The 14,393-nt window shown below is 67.3% G+C and carries 15 protein-coding genes; 5 read left to right on the top strand and 10 right to left on the bottom strand.

What is annotated here, in order from left to right; all coding sequences use genetic code 11:
- Positions 1-203: 203 nt before the first annotated feature.
- The 4 genes from ACFUEJ_RS21830 to ACFUEJ_RS21815 all read right to left on the bottom strand — a co-directional run bounded on the left by ACFUEJ_RS21830 (position 204) and on the right by ACFUEJ_RS21815 (position 4,657).
- Positions 204-629 carry a DUF779 domain-containing protein gene (locus ACFUEJ_RS21830; RefSeq protein ID WP_065631317.1) on the bottom strand — a complete coding sequence of 142 codons (426 nt, stop codon included), beginning with the start codon at positions 627-629 and terminating at the stop codon, positions 204-206.
- A 103-nt stretch (positions 630-732) separates the two neighbouring features.
- Entirely contained in the window at positions 733-2,256 is a 1,524-nt protein-coding gene (adh, locus tag ACFUEJ_RS21825) for an aldehyde dehydrogenase (protein WP_068971491.1), read from the bottom strand.
- A 157-nt stretch (positions 2,257-2,413) separates the two neighbouring features.
- Complete coding sequence (locus ACFUEJ_RS21820) at positions 2,414-3,706, bottom strand: GAF domain-containing protein (protein ID WP_065631318.1); 1,293 nt, start codon at positions 3,704-3,706, stop codon at positions 2,414-2,416.
- A 123-nt stretch (positions 3,707-3,829) separates the two neighbouring features.
- Entirely contained in the window at positions 3,830-4,657 is an 828-nt protein-coding gene (locus ACFUEJ_RS21815; protein WP_065631319.1) for an AraC family transcriptional regulator, read from the bottom strand.
- Between the two features lie 37 nt (positions 4,658-4,694).
- Between ACFUEJ_RS21815 and ACFUEJ_RS21810 the strand changes: the two genes are divergently transcribed.
- A complete protein-coding gene (locus ACFUEJ_RS21810) occupies positions 4,695-5,258 on the top strand; it encodes a maleylpyruvate isomerase family mycothiol-dependent enzyme (RefSeq protein WP_388031797.1) in 564 nt (187 codons plus the stop codon).
- A 236-nt stretch (positions 5,259-5,494) separates the two neighbouring features.
- Here ACFUEJ_RS21810 and ACFUEJ_RS21805 read toward each other — a convergent pair whose 3' ends face one another.
- A complete protein-coding gene (locus tag ACFUEJ_RS21805) occupies positions 5,495-5,758 on the bottom strand; it encodes a hypothetical protein (protein ID WP_058253394.1) in 264 nt (87 codons plus the stop codon).
- A gap of 83 nt (positions 5,759-5,841) precedes the next feature.
- Here ACFUEJ_RS21805 and ACFUEJ_RS21800 point away from each other — a divergent pair, with 83 nt between their 5' ends.
- Both ACFUEJ_RS21800 and ACFUEJ_RS21795 read left to right on the top strand, forming a co-directional pair.
- Positions 5,842-6,249: a YccF domain-containing protein gene (locus tag ACFUEJ_RS21800; RefSeq protein ID WP_058253395.1), complete on the top strand. Its 408-nt coding sequence runs from the start codon at positions 5,842-5,844 to the stop codon at positions 6,247-6,249.
- A gap of 366 nt (positions 6,250-6,615) precedes the next feature.
- Positions 6,616-7,482 carry an anti-sigma factor gene (locus ACFUEJ_RS21795; protein WP_388031794.1) on the top strand — a complete coding sequence of 289 codons (867 nt, stop codon included), beginning with the start codon at positions 6,616-6,618 and terminating at the stop codon, positions 7,480-7,482.
- A gap of 81 nt (positions 7,483-7,563) precedes the next feature.
- Here the strand turns inward: ACFUEJ_RS21795 and ACFUEJ_RS21790 are convergent, their stop codons facing one another.
- From ACFUEJ_RS21790 to ACFUEJ_RS21780, 3 genes are all read right to left on the bottom strand, one after another.
- On the bottom strand, positions 7,564-9,081 hold the full coding sequence (locus ACFUEJ_RS21790) for an ATP-dependent DNA ligase (protein WP_388031792.1): 1,518 nt from the start codon (positions 9,079-9,081) through the stop codon (positions 7,564-7,566).
- 72 nt (positions 9,082-9,153) lie between these two features.
- Positions 9,154-10,521 (bottom strand): MFS transporter, encoded by a 1,368-nt coding sequence (locus ACFUEJ_RS21785; RefSeq protein ID WP_065631324.1) that lies wholly within the window; start codon positions 10,519-10,521, stop codon positions 9,154-9,156.
- A gap of 111 nt (positions 10,522-10,632) precedes the next feature.
- Positions 10,633-11,112, bottom strand: coding sequence for a hypothetical protein (locus ACFUEJ_RS21780; RefSeq protein ID WP_388031789.1), 480 nt, complete (start codon positions 11,110-11,112; stop codon positions 10,633-10,635).
- 219 nt (positions 11,113-11,331) lie between these two features.
- Between ACFUEJ_RS21780 and ACFUEJ_RS21775 the strand changes: the two genes are divergently transcribed.
- A complete protein-coding gene (locus ACFUEJ_RS21775; protein ID WP_388031787.1) occupies positions 11,332-11,772 on the top strand; it encodes a MarR family winged helix-turn-helix transcriptional regulator in 441 nt (146 codons plus the stop codon).
- Between the two features lie 60 nt (positions 11,773-11,832).
- On the opposite strand, the gene ACFUEJ_RS21770 is transcribed toward ACFUEJ_RS21775, so the two are convergent.
- Together ACFUEJ_RS21770 and ACFUEJ_RS21765 are read right to left on the bottom strand one after the other, a co-directional pair.
- On the bottom strand, positions 11,833-12,465 hold the full coding sequence (locus tag ACFUEJ_RS21770; RefSeq protein ID WP_058253400.1) for an MBL fold metallo-hydrolase: 633 nt from the start codon (positions 12,463-12,465) through the stop codon (positions 11,833-11,835).
- Positions 12,462-13,550 (bottom strand): S-(hydroxymethyl)mycothiol dehydrogenase, encoded by a 1,089-nt coding sequence (locus ACFUEJ_RS21765; protein ID WP_388031784.1) that lies wholly within the window; start codon positions 13,548-13,550, stop codon positions 12,462-12,464. The genes ACFUEJ_RS21770 and ACFUEJ_RS21765 overlap by 4 nt, the downstream gene beginning before the upstream one ends.
- A gap of 328 nt (positions 13,551-13,878) precedes the next feature.
- On the opposite strand from ACFUEJ_RS21765, the gene ACFUEJ_RS21760 reads away from it, so the two are divergent.
- Positions 13,879-14,154, top strand: a complete 276-nt coding sequence (locus tag ACFUEJ_RS21760) for a Rho termination factor N-terminal domain-containing protein (protein WP_058253403.1) — start codon at positions 13,879-13,881, stop codon at positions 14,152-14,154.
- Positions 14,155-14,393: the final 239 nt, after the last annotated feature.

The following is a 14,393-nucleotide window of genomic DNA, read 5'->3' as shown; positions in this document are numbered from 1 at the left end:
AACCACCCCCACAACGTCAACACCGCCATGAGCAGCATCTGGGGACCCCACGCCCAGAACTACTGGATGAACAACCACATCGACACCGGATACCCCCAGGTCAACGTCGGCTTCGACCAGTGGTGACACACCGCGGACAAACGCAGAATGCGTCGTGGGTACCGGTTTCCGGTACCTACGACGCAATCTGCGTGGGTCGGACCTCAGGGGCCGGCGGTGGCCCCCGTCAGTGGTGGCGACGTCGCCAGCAGGTCGTTCTCCTCGTCGGTGAAAGTCCGTGCACGCGAGAGGAAACGAACCCCTTCCGGTGCCTCGAGACTGAATCCGGCACCGCGGCCTTTCACGACGTCGAGGATCAACTGGGTGTGTTTCCACAGCTCGAACTGGTCACCGTTGATCCAGACCCGAACGGCCGGAATGGGTTCGGGTAATTCGATCTCGCCGACCAGCACGTCTCGCTGGCCCACGCGATACTCCCCGACCGGATAACACATCGGGGCCGAGCCGTCACAGCACCCACCGGACTGGTGGATCATGAGGCCGCCGTGCAGCTCCGACAACTTGGTCAGGAGCTGCACGGCGGAGTCTGTGGCGACCACGCGATCAGGAACACTCTGCTCGGCGGTCATCGTCAATCACCTTTCATCTGCTCCCTGAGGTGCGAGGAGCGCGACCCCTCCGCTCCCTGAGGTGCGAGGAGCGTTAGCGACGAGCCTCGAAGGGCTCGACGGGTCAGAAGAAACCCTTGGCGCTCTGAGCGTAACCGACCAGGAGGTTCTTGGTCTGCTGGTAGTGCTCGAGCATCATGAGGTGGTTCTCGCGACCGATACCGGACTGCTTGTAACCGCCGAAGGCAGCGTGTGCCGGGTAGTCGTGGTAGGTGTTCGTCCACACCCGGCCGGCCTGGATCTCGCGGCCGGCCCGATAGGCAGTCGCGCCGTCGCGGCTCCACACTCCGGCGCCGAGGCCGTAGAGGGTGTCGTTGGCGATGTGCATGGCGTCGGCGAAGTCCTTGAAGGTGGTGACCGCCAGAACCGGGCCGAAGATCTCTTCCTGGAAGATGCGCATCTTGTTGTTGCCCTGGAACACAGTCGGTTTGATGTAGAAGCCCTCCGACAGGTCACCGCCGAGATCCGCCGCCTCGCCGCCGATCAGCACCTCGGCGCCCTCGTCCTTGCCGATGGCGAGGTAGGAGGAGATCTTCTCGAACTGATCGTTGGAGGCCTGCGCGCCCATCATCGTGTCGGTGTCGAGGGGGTTGCCCTGCTTGATCTTTCCGACGCGGTCGACGGCCTTGGCGATGAACTCGTCGTAGATGTCCTGCTGGATGAGTGCGCGGCTGGGGCAGGTGCACACCTCGCCCTGGTTGAGCGCGAACATCGAGAAGCCTTCCAGCGCACGGTCGAGGAACCCGTCGTCGGCGGACATCACGTCGTTGAAGAAGATGTTCGGGCTCTTGCCGCCCAGCTCGAGGGTGACCGGGATCAGGTTCTCCGAGGCGTACTGCATGATGAGCCGGCCGGTGGTGGTCTCACCGGTGAACGCGATCTTGCGGATACGGTTGCTCGACGCGAGCGGCTTGCCCGCCTCGACGCCGAACCCGTTGACCACGTTGAGGACTCCGGCGGGAAGCAGGTCGCTGATGAGGCTGACCAGGTACAGGATCGACGCGGGTGTCTGCTCGGCGGGCTTGAGCACGACCGCGTTGCCGGCGGCGAGCGCGGGCGCCAGCTTCCACACCGCCATCAGGATCGGGAAGTTCCAGGGGATGATCTGGCCGACGACGCCGAGCGGCTCGTGGAAGTGGTAGGCGACGGTGTCCTCGTCGACCTCGGAGATCGAACCCTCCTGGGCGCGGAGGGCGCCGGCGAAGTAGCGGAAGTGGTCGATGGCCAGCGGGATGTCGGCGGCCATGGTCTCGCGGACGGCCTTGCCGTTGTCCCAGGTCTCGGCGACGGCCAGCTTCTCGAGGTTCTCCTCCATGCGATCGGCGATGCGCAGCAGGGCCAGCGAGCGCTCGGCGACGGGGGTCTTGCCCCATCCGGGTGCGGCCTTGTGTGCGGCGTCGAGCGCGAGGTCGATGTCCTCGGCGGTCGAACGTGCGACCTCGCAGAAGATCTTGCCGTCGACGGGCGACGGGTTCTCGAAGTACTGACCCTTCACCGGCGGGGTCCACTGTCCGCCGATCCAGTTGTCGTAGCGCGACTCGTAGCTCATCACCGAGCCATCGGCACCCGGCTTTGCGAAGACGGTCATGGTTGCTCCTTGCGTGTGGGCCTCAAGCTGAGGACGCTCTGCGGATGTCACACGGGACACCGGAGGCGTCCGTTGTGATCTGCTCCACACTCTAGGAGCGGGGTGGTTGCACGAGCGTTGCAACGTTGGCCACCTGCTGTTGACGCAGCTCAGCCGGTTACGCCCCGTACCTCTTGTCCAGGAGTCGGATGCGTCCGCCGACGACGGCCCGGTCGGGATCGCCGACCGGCAGGCGGTGTTCGAGGCGGCGCCAGGCGGCGAGGTCGTCGCGTCCGTGGGTCGACGACGTCCACCGGCGGAGGGCCGCGACGTCGCCGGACGCGAAGAGACGCGACCGCAGGTCCTCGCGGAGTTCCTCGAAGATCTCGACGATCCCCGGTGCGGTCGATTCGGCGAGCAACCCGCCGCGGCCGAGGTCATCGACGACCGACGCGAGGTCCGAACCCGACGAGATGCGCGACCGGAGATCGTCGACGTCGGAGGTGATGTCGAGTGTGAGCCGGTACGGCCGGCTCGCGACGACGTCGGCACCGAGGTCGCGGCGGAGTCGGGAGATCTCGGCCCGCACGGTGACCGGGTCGAGCCCGTCCTCGGCCAGCTTCAACGCGAGCTGTTCGGTGTTCAGACCTTCCGGAAACGCTTGCAGCAGAACGAGGATCTCGGCGTGCCTGCGCGACAGGGTGCGGGCGCCGGGCCCGTCGGCGGCGCGATGCCAGCGTCCCGGACCGTCACCGAGCACGGCGAGGTGGGCCGCGGCCCGCGGGCCCGGTGCCGGGTCGAAGGTGGCCGGGTCGGCGAGATCGACGGCGCCCGCCCGCAATTCGCGCTCGACAGCGGCGACGACCGACCGGACCGCCGCCAGCGCGAACGGCGCCGCGACCTCGCGCCCGCCGGTCACGTCGATGACACCGATCACGTGCCCGGTCAGCGGGTCGTGCACGGGCGCCGCCGCACAACTCCACTCCTGGACGGGTCCGGCGAAGTGTTCGGGGCCGACGACCTGCACACTCCGATCCACGGCCAGTGCCAGTCCGGGGGCGTTGGTGCCGACGACCTCCTCGCTCCACACCGAGCCCTCGACGAAGTCGATGTGGCCCGCGCGATCACGGGCGGCCGAGTCGCCCTCGATCCACAGCAGGCGCCCGGACTGGTCGGTCAGGGCGACGACGACCCCCGTGTCGGCGATGGCGTCGACCATCAGGGACTGCACCAACGGCCGGACGGCGGTGATGGGATGCGCGGCGCGGTAGGCGGCGAACTCCGCAGGCGACATCGTGGAGGCACGATCGCCGTTCGGGGTCGCGTCGCTGGGGTCCACTCCGCCGGTCAGGGACCTCGCCCACGAGTCGCGGACGATCGACCGAACCGCATCGGCCGGCGGATTGCCGCCGGAGAGGAAGTCCTCGTACGCCCGGCGGATGCGCGTGGCCACCGAAGCCGCGTCCGTCATGCACCCTCCGTACGATCAGCCGAGTCGATTGCCCGATATGTCGACGATTCTGCCTGCCGCGATGTGATCTCGGCAACAACCACCGAGGTCGTCGTCGTTGCGCCCCGCTCGACCGCACCCGGTCTAACCGAACCGCGCGGAGAACGTCCGCGGGGTCATACCGGTGACGGTCTTGAAGTCACGCACGAAGTGCGCCTCGTCGGCGTAGGACAGCTCCGCCGCCAGCGAGGCGAGCGTCCCCGACCGGTCGCGCAGCCGCTCGGCCGCCTCGTGGAGCCGTCGACGTTGGATGAGCCACTTCGGGGTGAGACCGAGACGACGCCGGGTCAGCCGCTGCAGGCTGCGTTCGGTGAGGTGGAATCGCTCGCAGATCTGCGCGACCGCGACGACCGACGAATCGGTTTCCACGTACTCCACGATCGCGTTGATCAGCCGGCCGTCGTCGTCGAGCGGGAGATACGACCGAAGCCAGTCCTCGACGCGGTCGGTCGCGGTCCGCTGGGTCGCCTCGACTCCGGGTTCGACGGCCATCACCGACCGCACCGACCGCTCGAGGTCGGTGCCCCGGTCGCCGAAGACCTCGGACAGTTCGGCATGCCGATCGGTCCATTTCCCGACGTCGCCGGTCAGCACTCCCCCGGCTGCCGGCGTGAGCATCACCCCGACTGCCCAGCCGTCGCCGGTCAGCACCGTCTCCGACAACCCGGTCACCACGCCGTAGAAGCGGGCGTAGGTGTTGCTGACGACGATGAGGCAGACGGGATACTGCAGGACGCGCTGCGGCGCCTCCGCCCCGGGCGGGACCCACCACACCGGGACCCAGAAGCGGCGCACCAGTTCGTCCAGATCGGGGCTCGGCGCCCACCGTCCGATGCGAAAGCTCGCGTCCGACGGGTCGATGAGGTGCGCGCGCTCGACGTCGTCGAGCCGCGCCGGATTGTCGGGTTTCATCAATCACCGTCCCGTGGTCTCGCGGTTGACTCTCATCATGACCGCAATCAACGACACCTCACCATTGCTCGACCACTACGTCCGCCTCGCCGACGGCTTCGCCACCGTCCTCGATGACGCGCCCGCCGGCACCTGGACCGCGGACTCGCCGTGCGAGGGATGGACCGGACGCGACGTCGTCGGCCACGTCATCGACACCCAGCGCGAGTTCTTCTCCCACCACGACATCGATGCCGGACCGGCACCCTCGCTCGACGACCCGGCCGCCGCCTGGCACACCCACCGCGACACCGTCGCCGGACTGCTCGCCGACCCGACCGTCGGCGAACGCACCTTCGACGGACACTTCGGACCGACGACGATCGGCGAGACCCTCATCCGCTTCTACGGTTTCGACATGGTCGCCCACCGCTGGGACATCGCCCGCGCAGCCGGTACCGACCATCGGTTCTCCGACGACGACCTGTCCGAGATGGAAGCCGCTATCGACGGTTTCGGCGACGCGATCTACTCCGAAGGCGTGTGTCGCAAGGTCGAGATCCCGGCCGGCGCCGATCGTCAGACGACGCTGCTCGCCCGTTTGGGTCGCGTCGCGTCCTGAGGTCCCTGCGGGGACCAGACGGCCCCTTCTGCCCCTGAGGTGCGAGCCTCCCCTTGCTCCCTGCGGTGCGAGTCTCCTCTTGCTCCCTGAGGTGCGAGGAGCGATAGCGACGAGCCTCGAAGGGCCTGGTGAGCGTGCCTCACCAGGACCCTTCGTGACGCGGCCTCCGCAAGCTCCGGCCGCTCCTCAGGGAGCGGGGGCGGGCCCGCACGCACCGAGGGAGCGGTGCGCAGAACTCACGGAATCCAGCCGTTGTGCCGCGGGTAGCGCGCGCGGAGGTGGCCGTAGACGTAGGTGCTCGCGAGCAGCGCGATGCCGGCACCGATCGACGGCCAGAGGAACGCGTTGTCGAGCGAATCGCGGACCGCCGCGACGGCCCATCCGATCACGAACAGCACGAGCGCGATGGTCGCCAGAATGCGGATCACGAGGACGACCGTGGCGAGCACCGCCCACACCGCCTCACGCGCCCGCCCCGGACTTCCCGCCACGTCGGTCATCGTAATGTCGGGCCGGGCCGCGGGCAGGCCTCGCGCGTCTCGCATTTGTCCCCACCGGTCGGTGCCGCATGGACAATGGTGGGATGAAGACCATCCTCAACGTCATCTGGCTCGTCCTGTGCGGACTGTGGATGGCGATCGGCTACGTCGTCGCCGGCATCATCTGCTGCATCCTGATCATCACGATCCCGTTCGGCATCGCCTCGTTCCGGATGGCGAGCTACGCGCTCTGGCCCTTCGGACGAACTGTCATCCGCAAGCCGACCGCGGGCGTCGCGTCGACCATCGGCAACGTCATCTGGATCATCGTGGCCGGGTTGTGGCTCGCGATCGGGCACATCACCACCGGCATCGCGATGTGCCTCACGATCATCGGCATCCCCCTCGGCATCGCGAGTTTCAAGATGGTGCCGGTGTCGCTTCTGCCCCTCGGCGCCGAGATCGTCCCGACCGATCAGCGGATGCCCGGCGGTACGCCGGTGCGGATGTGATCCACCGAACGTCGCGCTGACCTCCCCCGACCCATCCGCCACCCAACCCATCCGGGACGCCGATGGATCCGAACAGGTGGCATGACACTCGGGTCCCAGACTGACGTCGCGAGCGCGTGGCTCGGCACGGACGCGACGCTGCCGCCGGTGGCGACGGCCTGTCTCTCGTTGTACGCGACCGGCGCCCGACTCCACCAGGAGTCGTTCAGCCGACATCCCGGATACCCCGGACACCATCCGCGCACGTCATACTTCTTGCCGCAGCCTCGTTGCCTCCGGGCCCACGCGGAAACGTGACGCCCGCCCGCCGAGAGCGGCGTTCGGAGGGACAGCAACAGATCGTTCGACGACGGCAGGAGGCACGTGATGGCTGATCATCTCGATCCCGACGCTGCCGAATTGCTGGAGATGGCACCCCTGGTCGCGCTCGACGCACTGTCCGCCGACGAATTGCGCGACGTCCAGGCTCGGGTCGCGGCCGCGCCGCAGGATCTTCAGACCTTGTTCGACAAGCAGGTCCGCGCGACCCGCGAGGCGCTGGCCGCGATGAGCAAGACGACGGCCACGCCGCCTCCGCCGACCCTCCGTGACCGCATCCTCTCCGCTGCGCGCGCCGACACCGGTCTCGACGCGCCGGACGTCGCCGCCCCGGGCGCCGAGGCGCCGACCGGGCCGGGATCGCCGCCTCCGCAGCAGCAATCCGCGCCTGCCGCATCCGATCCGAGCGTTCCCGCCCCCGTGACGCAGACGGACGAATCGGACGACCGACGGCGCTTGCCTCGCCGCTGGACGTATCTCGCCGCCGCGGCGGTGGCGGCCGTCGCCATCGGCGCCGCCGGGTGGGTCATGGGAGAGTCGAGCTCGCCGGAACCGGAGGTCCGCCCACTGGCCTCACCGGCCGAACAGGTCTTCTCCGCGGAGGACCTGCGGTCGACGGGCGGCCCGGTAGCTACCGGCAATGTCACCGTCTATCTCGCCAAGTCGGCGGATACCGGTGTACTGGTGATGGATTCGGTCCCGCCACCACAGCCGGGGACCGTCTACCAGATGTGGCTCATCGGGCCGGGCGGCGCTCGCTCGGCCGGCACGATGACCGACCAGGACGTCGAACCGGTCACCACCGCCGTGCTCTCCGGGATCAACGACGCCTCGACGCTCGCGTTCACCGTCGAACCGCCCGGCGGTTCGGACCGTCCCACCACCACCCCTGTCGCCCAGCTGTCGTTGCTCTGAGCATCTCGCCGAAAACCACCCTGTGGAACCGGACACGCGACGCATCGTCGGCTGTCCGTTTCCTACGGGTGGTTTTCGGACTTACTTCAACAGCGCGCGAATCGCCTCGATGCTGTCGGCCTGCGCGGGAGTCTTGTCCGGGCGGTAACGCACCACGCGCGCGAAGCGCAGCGCGACCCCGCCTGGATACCTCGAACTCCGTTGCGCGCCATCGAGTTCGATCTCGACGACGATCTCCGGACGCAGGTACACCGTGTACGAGTCCCGGTGCGTCTCGTGCTTCAGGAACTCCTCGGTCTGCCAGCGCAACAGCTCGTCCGTCAGGCCCTTGAACGTCTTGCCGACCATCACGAGCTCACCCGTCTCGGGATCGCGGGCGCCGAGATGCAGATTCGACAGCCACCCCGACCGCCGGCCCGAGCCCCATTCGGCACCGAGCACCACCAGATCGAACGTGTGCGTCGGTTTGACCTTCTGCCAGGCCTTTCCGCGGCGACCCGCCACATACAGGCCGTCGAGCGACTTCACCATCACACCCTCGTGACCGTCGGCCATCGCGGCGTCGAAGTGGCTGCGGGCCTCCTCGACGTTCGGCCGGGTGACCGCGGGGATGCGCAACTGCGGCGCGATCGAGTCGATCGCAGCGAGCCGCTCGGACAGCGGCCGGTCGATGAGGTCGACGCCGTCGAGATGGAGGCAGTCGAAAAAGAACGGCTTGAGCAGGCGTTCGGGTTCGCCGGCCGCGGTGGGTCCAGAGCCGAACCGGCTCATGGTGTCCTGGAACGACCGCGGGCGCCCGTCGTCGGAGAGCATCAACGTCTCGCCGTCGAGGATGACCGAGTCGCAGGGCAGGGAGGCGATCACCGAGACGAGGTCGGGTACGTTCGCCGTCACGTCGCGCAGCGTGCGGGTGAACACCGAGATCTCGGTTCCGTTGCGGTGCACCTGGATTCGGGCCCCGTCGAGTTTGTAGTCGACGACGAGGTCGGGCCCGAGGAGCGCAAGCGCGGAGTCGAGGTCGTCGGCGGGTGTCGCGAGCATCGGTTCGACGGCGCGTCCGACCTCCAGGCCGACCCCCGCCAGCGACTCCGCGCCGAACCGGGCCAACGCGGCAGTGACCGGCAGCGAACCGGTCAGCATGTTCGCGCGACGCACCAGAGCCAGATCCTGGCCGGTGACCTTCGCGATGGCGTCGGTCATGACACCGGCCAGCGCCCCCTGCCGCAATTCACCGGTGAGCAGTGCCACGAGGAACTTCTGCTCGGACTCGGTTGACGCGCCGAACAACGACGCGATGATCTCACCTCGGCGCTTCGTCGAACCCGGGCCCGACGCGGACGCGAGCTCGCCGAGCGCGGCGTCGACGGCAGCGACCTCGAGGGTCGGCGAATCGGCCGGTGGTGCCATCAGTTTGGACAGGGACCGCCACCCGACGCCGAGCCGGCCCTGCGGGATCTCACCCGACAGCCAGGCGACGACGACCGGCAGTTCCTCGTCGGTCGCCTGGGAGAGCGCGTCGGCGAGCACCGTCGTCTTCCGGATCCGCGACCGGTCTCGCGCCACATCTGCGGAGGTCTCGACGACGTCGATCAGCCTCATGTCGTCTCGCCTGGTGTCGGACGCGCATTCACCTGTCCGACGGTACGCCGAGCCCCCGACAACCCGTCCTGCTCAGACCTCCGTGAGGTCGACGGACTTGGTCTCGCGGACGCTGAGCAGGGCGATCATCGTGGCGCAGGCGGCGACCGCAAGGTACACGCCCACCCAGCCGACGCCGTAGTCGGCGACGATCCACGTGGCGATGAACGGCGCCACGGCGGCGCCGAGGATCGACGCCACGTTGTAGGCCACGCCCGAACCCGTGTAGCGCACGTTGGTCGGGAACAGCTCGGGCAGGATCGCGCTCATCGGCCCGAAGGTGAGACCCATCAGCGTCATTCCGAGGATCAGGAAGAACAGCATCATGCCGTCGGTCATCGACGCCGGGTCGAGCAGCCACTGGAAGCACAGACCGAAGACGATGATCGCCGCGGTGATCACGATGAGGAAGGCGCGGCGGCCGTACCGGTCGGCGAGGCGACCCGAGATCGGCACGCACGCGGCGAAGAACAGGACCGCGACGAGCTGCAGCTGCAGGAAGTCGACGTAGCTGATGGAGAGCTTCACACCCGATTCGTCGGTCACCTTGCCGGTGCCGTAGGAGATCACCCAGGTGGTCACGATGTAGAACAGCGTGTACGTCGCGACCATGATGAACGTGCCCGCGATGAGCGGACGCCAGCTGGTCTTGACGACCTCTGCCAGCGGCGCCTTGACCTTCTTGCCGTCCGCGACGGCCTTCGCGAACACCGGTGTCTCGGTGAGCTTCAGACGCACGTACAGCCCGACGGCCACCATGATCGCACTGGCCAGGAACGGGATTCGCCAGCCCCAGGTCATGAAGGCGTGGTCGGGGTCGGCGGTCGCGGCATCGAAATCGAGGGCGAGCATCAGCAGCAGGAAGGTGCCGTTGGCGAAGAAGAACCCGATCGGCGCACCCAGTTGCGGCCACATGGCCGCCCACGCCCGTTTGCCCTTCTCCGCGGTCTCGGTCGCGAGAAGCGCTGCGCCCGACCACTCCCCACCGAGCCCGAGGCCCTGACAGAACCGCATCAGCGCCAGCAGCGCGGGCGCGAGGTAACCGACGGAGTCGTAGGTGGGCAGCAGGCCGATGACGAAGGTCGCGATGCCCATGGTGAGCAGCGAACCGACGAGCGTCGCCTTGCGTCCGATGCGATCGCCGAAGTGCCCGAACAGGATCGAGCCGATGGGCCGCGCGACGAACGCGAGACCGAAGGTCGCGAACGACGACAGCAGCGCCGCGGTGTCGTCCCCCTTGGGGAAGAACAGCACCGGGAACACGAGGACCGCAGCCGTGGCATAGATGTAGAAGTCGAAGAACTCGATGCTCGTCCCGATCATCGACGCGACCACGATGCGGCTGCGGGGCACCGGCGCCTGATCGGGGTGGTCGATGTTGCGGACCGCGGAATCGCTCATTCGCGCGACGTTACGCCTGCGGCTCGAGCGGCCGATTCCGACCCCTGAGAAAAAGCTGAGCGGACCGCGACACCCAGCGGACGCGGCTCATCGCAGTCCAACCGCGACTGCTCACTTGTCCCGGTGTGGACCCGTCAGTTGGACGAGGACGTCGACTGCCGTTGCCAGATCGGCATCCTCGAGGTCCGAGAGCATCGTCTGTACGGCCCCTCGGACGATGTCGGGTCGCGGCTGGTACCGGATGTCGATTGCGGTCGCGATGTTCCACGTGAGCAGGAAGGCATCGCGGACCGCGTGGTCGTAGAGCGCTTGCACAGTTGTGTGGGTGCCGTCGAGGTCGACGACCCGTTGCGTGTCGAGGATTCCGGCGAAGGCGGCGACCAGCAGGTCGGCACTTCGACGGTATCGGTGCTCGAAACCGCCTCCGTACTGGTCCGCCACCAGCGGGAACGATGCCCTGTCCATCGGTGCAGCTCGCCGAGAGTTCAGCTCCTCGCCGGTGAGGAGCGCTGTGAGACCGGTGTTTCGTTCGACGGCGGCCAGGTACAGTTCACCGAGGTCGCCCCACCCCGAAGTGGTCCGGATGGCCATGTCACCGACTGTCATCTCCGAGACTTGCGCACCCAGATCGTCAGTGACCGCCCGCAAAGCCGATGTATCCATTCGACGTCCCTTCTTCCAGACAGTGCCCGATCAATCTGTCGATCAGTCCCTGTGGACCGCGATGATGAGAGGATGCTCCCGCACCGCACGGGAGAAGCCGTTCGCAGCGATCGTCTACCACGGTAGACGATCGCAGAGGGGATGTCGATGGTGAACGACGACAGGGGCTCGGGCGCAGAGCCCGATCTCGGCGCACTTCTCGGGCGACTGATACCGCATCTGATCACCCTCGAGGAGCCGATCCTCCGGGCCGCCGGACTGTCGATGTGGGAGTACGCCATCGTGAGCGAGATCGCCGCGACACCGGCAGTGTCGCAGCGTGAATTGTCCGAACGCACCGGGCGAGATCCGACACGGCTCGGCAAGCACCTGGACGAACTCCAACGGCGGGGCATCGTGTCCAGGGACAGGTCGGGGAGTCGTCGCCAGTGGACCGTCTCGATCACGGCGGAGGGGCGTTCACTACTCGACGGTGTCCGGGCCGAGATCCGGGCCGTGGAAGACGAGCTACTCAGCGGCGCCATGTCGGACAGTCAGGCGGCGACCTTCCGGCGGTTGCTCAAAAGCCTTGTCGCAGAGATCTCCTGAAGGTCTTCGAGGCCGGCCGACTACCGGCAACTGCCGGTAGTCAGCCGAGCCACAACGCCGTCAGCTACCCCGTTTGATCCACTCTTCGAGATGAGGTGCTTCGTCGCCGACAGTCGTGCCGTCGCCGTGTCCGGTGTAGACCTTGGTCTCGGGGTCGAGGGTGAAGATCTTCTCGGTGATCGAGGCGATGATCGTCGGGAAGCTCGAGTACGAGCGGCCTGTTGCGCCGGGCCCGCCCTGGAACAGGGTGTCGCCGGAGAACAGCACCTTGGCCTCGGGCAGGTGGATGACCGACGAGCCCGGCGAGTGGCCTGGGGTGTTGATGATCGTCAGCTCGGTACCGGCGACCCCGATCTTCTGCCCGTCCTCGAGATCCTGGTGAGCGACATCGGGATGGGTGTCGTTCCACAGCATGTCGTCGCCGGGGTGCAGCAGGATCGGCGCTCCGGTGGCCTGCGACAGTTCCGGGGCAACGGTGACGTGGTCGTTGTGCCCGTGGGTCAGCACGATCGCCTTGACCGTGCGGTTGCCGACGCCGGCGAGGATCGGCTGCGCCGAGTGTGCGGCGTCGATGATGATGACCTCGTCGTCGTCGCCGACCAGCCACACATTGTTGTCGACGTCCCAGGTGCCGCCGTCGAGGCTGAAGGTGCCCGAGGTGACGACGTTGTCGATACGCAGTTCGCCGCTCACAGCTCGACCACCGATCGCAGCACCTTGCCGGCCTCCATCGCCGAGAACGCGGCCTCGACGTCGTTGATGCCGATGCGTTCGGTGACGAACTTGTCCAGCGGCAGACGACCCTGCTCGTAGAGATCGATCAGCATCGGGAAATCTCGTTCGGGGAGGCAATCGCCGTACCACGACGACTTCAACGCACCACCGCGGGAGAAGAAGTCGACCAGCGGCATCTCCAAGGTCATCTCTGGGGTCGGCACACCGACCAGCACGACGACCCCGGCGAGATCGCGCGCGTAGAAGGCCTGCTTGTAGGTTTCCGGGCGGCCGACCGCATCGATCACGACATCGGCGCCGTTGCCGTCGGTCAATTCCTGCACCGCGGCGATCACATCTTCGACCTTCGAGCCGTCGATGGTGTGGGTGGCACCGAGATCGGTGGCCCACTCCAGCTTCGACGCATCGCGGTCGATCGCGATGATCGTCGTCGCACCGGCCAACCGGGCACCGGCGATCGCGGCGTCACCGACACCGCCACACCCGATGACCGCGACCGAGTCGCCGCGGCCGACGTTGCCGGTGTTCATCGCCGCCCCGATACCGGCCATCACGCCGCAGCCGAGCAGCCCGGCCACGGCAGGGTCGGTGTCGGGATTGACCTTGGTGCACTGCAATTCGTGGATCAGGGTCTTCTCGGCGAACGCGCCGATGCCCAGCGCCGGGGTCAGTTCGGTGCCGTCGGTCAGGGTCATCGGGACGCTGGCGTTGAAGGTGTCGAAGCAGTACCACGGACGCCCCCGCTTACACGCTCGACACTGCCCGCACACCGCCCGCCAGTTCAGGACGACGAAGTCGCCGACCTCGACGTGGGTGACATCGGAACCGACCGACTCGACCACACCCGCGGCCTCGTGGCCGAGCAGGAACGGATACTCGTCGTTGATGCCGCCCTCGCGGTAGGCCAGGTCGGTGTGGCAGACACCGCACGCCTTGATCGCCACCACCACATCACGCGCACCCGGGTCCGGGATCACCACGTCCACGACCTCTGTCGGCGCCTTCTTGCTGCGCGAGATGACTCCCTTGACTGTCTGCGACATACGTTGTTCCTTCCGCAACTGCGTTGTTCGGGGTACGGGTGCGACGTGTGCTGCGAGTGCGGCGACGCATGGGTGACGTCGCCGGAACACATCGCCACAACCTTATCGGTATCGACCAAAGTCGACTACTCAGAGTGGTCGTCGTCTACCGTGATTATCCACGCGCCCGTTCGGACGTAACCGTAGTTCGACGAACCGCGCACCCGCGTCGGGTTCGGTCATCGTGAACACCGCGTCCGATCCGTCCACCCCGATCCCGTTGTTTGACCACCGACGCATCTGGCAACCCTGGTGCGGACCGCTCATCTCCACCACGAGGAGGTAGACCATGGCAGAGAAGAAGAAGGACCCTGGACCTTCGGTCAAGGACGACGAGCTCTACGAGAAGCTGCGCGACGAGGGCAACTCGAAGGAGAAGTCCGCTCGGATCGCCAACGCCGCGGCCAACAGCTCACGGTCGGACGTCGGCAAGAGCGGCGGCAAGTCCGGGTCCTACGAGGACTGGACGGTCGACGAGCTCAAGGACCGCGCCAAGGAACTCGACCTCTCGGGTTACTCCGACCTGAAGAAGGACGAGCTCATCGAGAAGCTGCGGGACCACTGAGACCCGTCTGCTCGGAGAACAGCGAAGCCGCCGACCCGAGGGGTCGGCGGCTTCGATGTGTAAAGGGACGGTGCCGGTCAGTGCGCCTCTCGGCAAACAGGCCGCTCGAAGCGGCAAAAGGGTGGGACCCGGGGCATTGAGTCCGTCACCGTCGCGGGGTACAACTACGACCCCGCTCGGGATATTCCGGCCCTTCCGACGTGACCTGCCCGCCACCCACCGATGAGGCCGACCGGCCG

It is taken from the genome of Gordonia sp. NPDC057258 (genome assembly GCF_042668985.1).
In the GTDB taxonomy this organism is placed as follows: Bacteria; Actinomycetota; Actinomycetes; order Mycobacteriales; family Mycobacteriaceae; genus Gordonia; species Gordonia hongkongensis.
Note: the sequence above shows the minus strand (reverse complement) of the source record. Positions and strands in the feature narration are given on the sequence as shown.

Excerpts from the sequence above, each read along its gene's own strand:
- ACFUEJ_RS21780 (WP_388031789.1), bottom strand. The coding sequence starts at position 11,112 with ATGGCCATCCGGACCACTTCGGGGTGGGGCGACCTCGGTGAACTGTAC.
- ACFUEJ_RS21785 (WP_065631324.1), bottom strand. The coding sequence starts at position 10,521 with ATGAGCGATTCCGCGGTCCGCAACATCGACCACCCCGATCAGGCGCCG.
- ACFUEJ_RS21820 (WP_065631318.1), bottom strand. The coding sequence starts at position 3,706 with ATGACGGACGCGGCTTCGGTGGCCACGCGCATCCGCCGGGCGTACGAG.
- ACFUEJ_RS21795 (WP_388031794.1), top strand. The coding sequence starts at position 6,616 with ATGGCTGATCATCTCGATCCCGACGCTGCCGAATTGCTGGAGATGGCA.
- ACFUEJ_RS21800 (WP_058253395.1), top strand. The coding sequence starts at position 5,842 with ATGAAGACCATCCTCAACGTCATCTGGCTCGTCCTGTGCGGACTGTGG.
- ACFUEJ_RS21810 (WP_388031797.1), top strand. The coding sequence starts at position 4,695 with ATGACCGCAATCAACGACACCTCACCATTGCTCGACCACTACGTCCGC.
- ACFUEJ_RS21815 (WP_065631319.1), bottom strand. The coding sequence starts at position 4,657 with ATGAAACCCGACAATCCGGCGCGGCTCGACGACGTCGAGCGCGCGCAC.
- ACFUEJ_RS21830 (WP_065631317.1), bottom strand. The coding sequence starts at position 629 with ATGACCGCCGAGCAGAGTGTTCCTGATCGCGTGGTCGCCACAGACTCC.
- ACFUEJ_RS21760 (WP_058253403.1), top strand. The coding sequence starts at position 13,879 with ATGGCAGAGAAGAAGAAGGACCCTGGACCTTCGGTCAAGGACGACGAG.
- ACFUEJ_RS21805 (WP_058253394.1), bottom strand. The coding sequence starts at position 5,758 with ATGACCGACGTGGCGGGAAGTCCGGGGCGGGCGCGTGAGGCGGTGTGG.
- ACFUEJ_RS21765 (WP_388031784.1), bottom strand. The coding sequence starts at position 13,550 with ATGTCGCAGACAGTCAAGGGAGTCATCTCGCGCAGCAAGAAGGCGCCG.
- adh (WP_068971491.1), bottom strand. The coding sequence starts at position 2,256 with ATGACCGTCTTCGCAAAGCCGGGTGCCGATGGCTCGGTGATGAGCTAC.
- ACFUEJ_RS21790 (WP_388031792.1), bottom strand. The coding sequence starts at position 9,081 with ATGAGGCTGATCGACGTCGTCGAGACCTCCGCAGATGTGGCGCGAGAC.
- ACFUEJ_RS21775 (WP_388031787.1), top strand. The coding sequence starts at position 11,332 with ATGGTGAACGACGACAGGGGCTCGGGCGCAGAGCCCGATCTCGGCGCA.